At 76.2% G+C, this 3,501-nt stretch carries 4 protein-coding genes; 3 read left to right on the top strand and 1 reads right to left on the bottom strand.

The annotated features are described in order from the left end of the window. Positions 1-791: alpha/beta hydrolase (locus tag ABEB16_RS17505; RefSeq protein ID WP_345713503.1), on the top strand; the 791-nt coding region annotated here is incomplete at its 5' end. 104 nt (positions 792-895) lie between these two features. Here the strand turns inward: ABEB16_RS17505 and ABEB16_RS17500 are convergent. Beyond that, the gene (locus tag ABEB16_RS17500) at positions 896-1,900 is read right to left on the bottom strand and encodes a glycosyl hydrolase (protein ID WP_345713502.1); all 1,005 of its coding nucleotides are present in this window, start codon (positions 1,898-1,900) and stop codon (positions 896-898) included. Positions 1,901-2,166: 266 nt separating this feature from the next. Here ABEB16_RS17500 and ABEB16_RS17495 point away from each other — a divergent pair, with 266 nt between their 5' ends. After that, complete coding sequence (locus ABEB16_RS17495) at positions 2,167-2,652, top strand: helix-turn-helix domain-containing protein (protein ID WP_345713501.1); 486 nt, start codon at positions 2,167-2,169, stop codon at positions 2,650-2,652. Between the two features lie 85 nt (positions 2,653-2,737). Further along, positions 2,738-3,501, top strand: a 764-nt coding sequence (locus ABEB16_RS17490; RefSeq protein WP_345713500.1) for an oxygenase MpaB family protein, incomplete at its 3' end; no start/stop codon positions are given.

The raw sequence follows: 3,501 nt of genomic DNA, 5'->3' as shown, positions 1-3,501 counted from the left end.
GGGCGGGCGCCGGGTCGGTGCCCACCGCGGGGCCGCCGTCGACGCCGCCGGGGGCGTCCGGCGGCGAGGCGGGCACCGACCCGCGCGGCTGCGACACCGCAGCGGGTGACCTGCGCTTCGACACCGGGTTCACGGGCGCCGACGGCCGGCCCGTGCCCTACAGCGTCAGCCTGCCCGCGGACTACTACACCGACTGCCGGGAGTACCCCGTGCTGTTCGCGCTGCACGGGCGCGGCCAGAGCAACGCCACCTTCCTGCCCGAGGCCGAGCGGTTGCGGGCGGCCGTCGACGCCGGGGTGCTCGACGACGTGGTGATCGTCACACCGGACAGCAACGGCGACGGGCGCTGGGAGGGCCGGTACGACACCGCCTTCATCGACGAGCTCGTCCCGCACGTCGAGCGGACCTACCGCGTGCGGCCGGGCCCGGCGCACCGGCTGCTCGTCGGCTGGTCGATGGGCGGCCACGGCGCCTTCCGCTTCGGCATCGAGCACCCGGAGGAGTTCGCGGCCGTGTGGGCCGTGGACGGGGCCATGAGCCGGGAGCCGGCCTCGTACCTGGAGTTCCTCGACCGCGTGCGCTCCGGGCAGCCGAGGATCACCAGCGTCGGCGGGAACCTCAACGGCGACCGGGTGGAGCAGGTCGTCGACGTCTTCGCCGCCGAGGGGGTCGACCTCCCCCACCAGCGCCTCCCGCTCGACCACGAGTTCCGGTTCTTCGTCGACGCCGACCGCGACGCCGGCTGGCCGACGGTGGCGTGGCTGGACGCCCAGCTGGGCCGGCCCGCCTGACGGGACCGATCCCGGACGAGTCCCCTCCCCGGCGCACCCCCGCGACACGCCCTGCCGCACGCGCCCCCGGCCGCACTCCGAGTTCCGGCCGGGGGCGTGGTGCGTCAGAACAGGTCGCGGTACTTCGCGGCCGACTTCGGCATCCGGCTGCCGCCGTAGAACAGCCAGTTCCCGCCCTCCTGGGCCTCGTTGAACTGCACCTCGTAGAGCAGCTTGCCGGCGCCGGTCCCGCCGTTGGCGGCGAAGAACTGCTGCATGCCCTGCACGTACCCCGGGGAGTCGCCCATCCCGGCGTTGCCGGACCACTCGCTGACGGCCAGCGGCAGCCCGACGCTGCGGGCGAAGGCGAGGTGCGCGGCGATGCCCTTGGGGGCGCCGTACCCGTCGGTCTGCTTGGCCTGGGCCGTGAAGTCGGCGACGGTGGCGGCGTAGGGCCACTGGTTGTAGTAGTCGACGCCCATGACGTCGACCTGCCCGGCGCCGGGGAACGTCTTGCGCCAGTCGATGCCGTTGCCGATGGACTCGCGGTTGGGGCAGAACACGAGCTTGGCGGCGGGGAACACCGACTTCTGGATGGCGCGGTAGCGCTTCCACGCGGCGATGAACTGCTGGGAGTTGCCCGAGGTGACCTTCCACGGGTACCAGTTGCCGTTCATCTCGTGGGCGAAGCGGATGTAGACCGTCCCCGCCCGGCTGCCCCACTTGCGCTTGAGCGTGGTGAGCGAGGTGCGCCAGCGGGCGTCGTAGGCGCCGGAGGCGGCCGCGGCCCAGGAGCCGCCGCCGTCGAACGCGCCGACGGCGATGTCGATGTTCTTCGTCCAGGAGCCGTACTGGCCGCCGGGGTCGAGCTGCCAGAAGTTCACCGTGTTCTCGCCGCTGTCGGCCCAGGTGGCGACGACGTCGAGGGGGGTCCCGCGCCAGGTGGCGATGCGACCGTCGGCGGCGCCGAGCCCGGCGGCCCCCGACTTCCACGTCCTGGTGGCGGCGGTGGCGGGTGCGGCGGTGCCGGCGAGGAGCCCGCCGACGAGGGCGGCGGCCGCGACGATCGTGCGGGCCCGGTGGGACCGGGTGCGGGGCGTGCGGCAGCGGGGCGTGCGGGAGCGGGGCATCGGGCGTGACCTTCCGAGCGCAGGGGCAGGACGTCCCGTCGACGGTCGCGGCGCCGGCCCCCCCGGTTCTGCACGCGGCTTGCTGGTCGTCGGGTGTTCGCTGGTGAGGTACACGAACGCCTGGGCGTTCGTCCTGGTGGAACATAGGGGACGGCACCCCGTGGTGGCAACGCTGCGTCACCGCCGCCGGGAGCACGGAGGGTGCCCGCCCGGCTGCTCTGGCAGCATGAGGAGGGTCGGACGCGATGGGCTGCCGGGGGGCGAGGGTGACGGATCACGACGGCACCGCACCCGGTGCGGGCGGCTGGGCGACGCCGCCGCTGGCGGAACGCCTGCAGCACCTCTTCGAGCACCACGTCAACCCGCGCACCCAGCGGCGCTGGACGCTGCGGCAGGTCAAGGACGCGGTCAACGCCCAGGGCGTCACGCTGTCGCTGAGCTACCTGCTGCAGCTGCGCCGCGGCGAGCGGGACGACCCGACCCTGCACCAGCTCACCGCCCTGGCCCGCGTCTTCGGCGTGCCCCCGGGCTACTTCGTCGGCGACGAGGAGACCGCCGCGCGCTCGGAGGAGGTGGCCCAGCTCGAGCAGGCCGTGCAGGCCCACCCCGAGGTGCGGGTCTGGGCGGAGCGCTCGCTGGGCATGTCCCCCCGCGACATCCACATGATCACGGCGATGATCGACGTGACGGCCGAGGAGGGCGGCTCCGGGCGGGCGCGGCGCGGCGGAGCGCGGCACGACGACCCCGCCTGACCCCGCCTGACCCCGCCTGAGCCCGCCTGAGCCCGCCTGAGCCCGCCGGCTCGCGCTCGCGGGGGCGGCGGGTGAGCGTGGTGGCGTGCACCCGCCCACGCCCCCGCCCCTGCCGGCACCCCCGCTGACGGGTGGGCTCCCGCTGCCGGCGACTCCCACCGGCCTCGCCGGCCTGTCCGACCGCGTCCGGCGCGGTTTCCGCAGCCGCACCTCCGGCGACCCCGGCGGCGCCCCGGCCTGGGTGCGCGACATCGCGCGCGTGGGCGGCGGACCGGGCTGGTTCGAACCCGACGGGGTGGTCTGGCGGGTCCACGGCGACCTGTCCACCCTCGTCGGCGGCGTCGCGGCGCTGCTCGGCCAGGCCGCCCACCCCCTCGCGCTGGCCGGCGTGCAGCGCCACTCCGCCTACGAGCGCGACCCGTGGGCCCGGCTGGCCGGCACCGCCCGCTGGCTCGTGGTGTCCACCTTCGGCTCCGCCGAGCTGGCCGGGCGGGAGGCCGCCCGCGTGCGCGGCATGCACACCCGGGTCCGGGGCCAGGACGAGCGGGGCCGCGCCTACGCCGCCTCCGACCCGCGGCTGCTGCGCTGGGTGCACCTGGCCTTCACCGACGCCTTCCTCGCCGCCCACACCGCCACCGGCCGCGACCTCGCACCGCGCTTCGGGCCGCGCTGGGCCGACGCCTACGTCGCGGACTGGCGCCGCAGCGCCGAGGCGCTGGGGGCGGGCGGCGGGCCCGCGGAGGCCGCGGCGCTGGCCGGGGCGCTGGCCGGGTGCGCCGCCGACCTGGAACCGGTGCCGCAGGAGCTGCGCCGGTTCCTCGCCGCCCCGCCCGGTCTGGGCCGCGCGGA

The sequence above is a fragment of the Kineococcus glutinatus genome (assembly GCF_039542765.1).
GTDB classification, from domain to species: Bacteria; Actinomycetota; Actinomycetes; order Actinomycetales; family Kineococcaceae; genus Kineococcus_A; species Kineococcus_A glutinatus.
The sequence above is the reverse complement of the archived record's forward strand: the minus strand, read 5'-3'. Positions and strand labels throughout refer to the sequence as shown.

Bases quoted from the DNA above. Each gene is read 5' to 3' on its own strand.
- ABEB16_RS17500 (WP_345713502.1), bottom strand. From the start codon at position 1,900: ATGCCCCGCTCCCGCACGCCCCGCTGCCGCACGCCCCGCACCCGGTCC.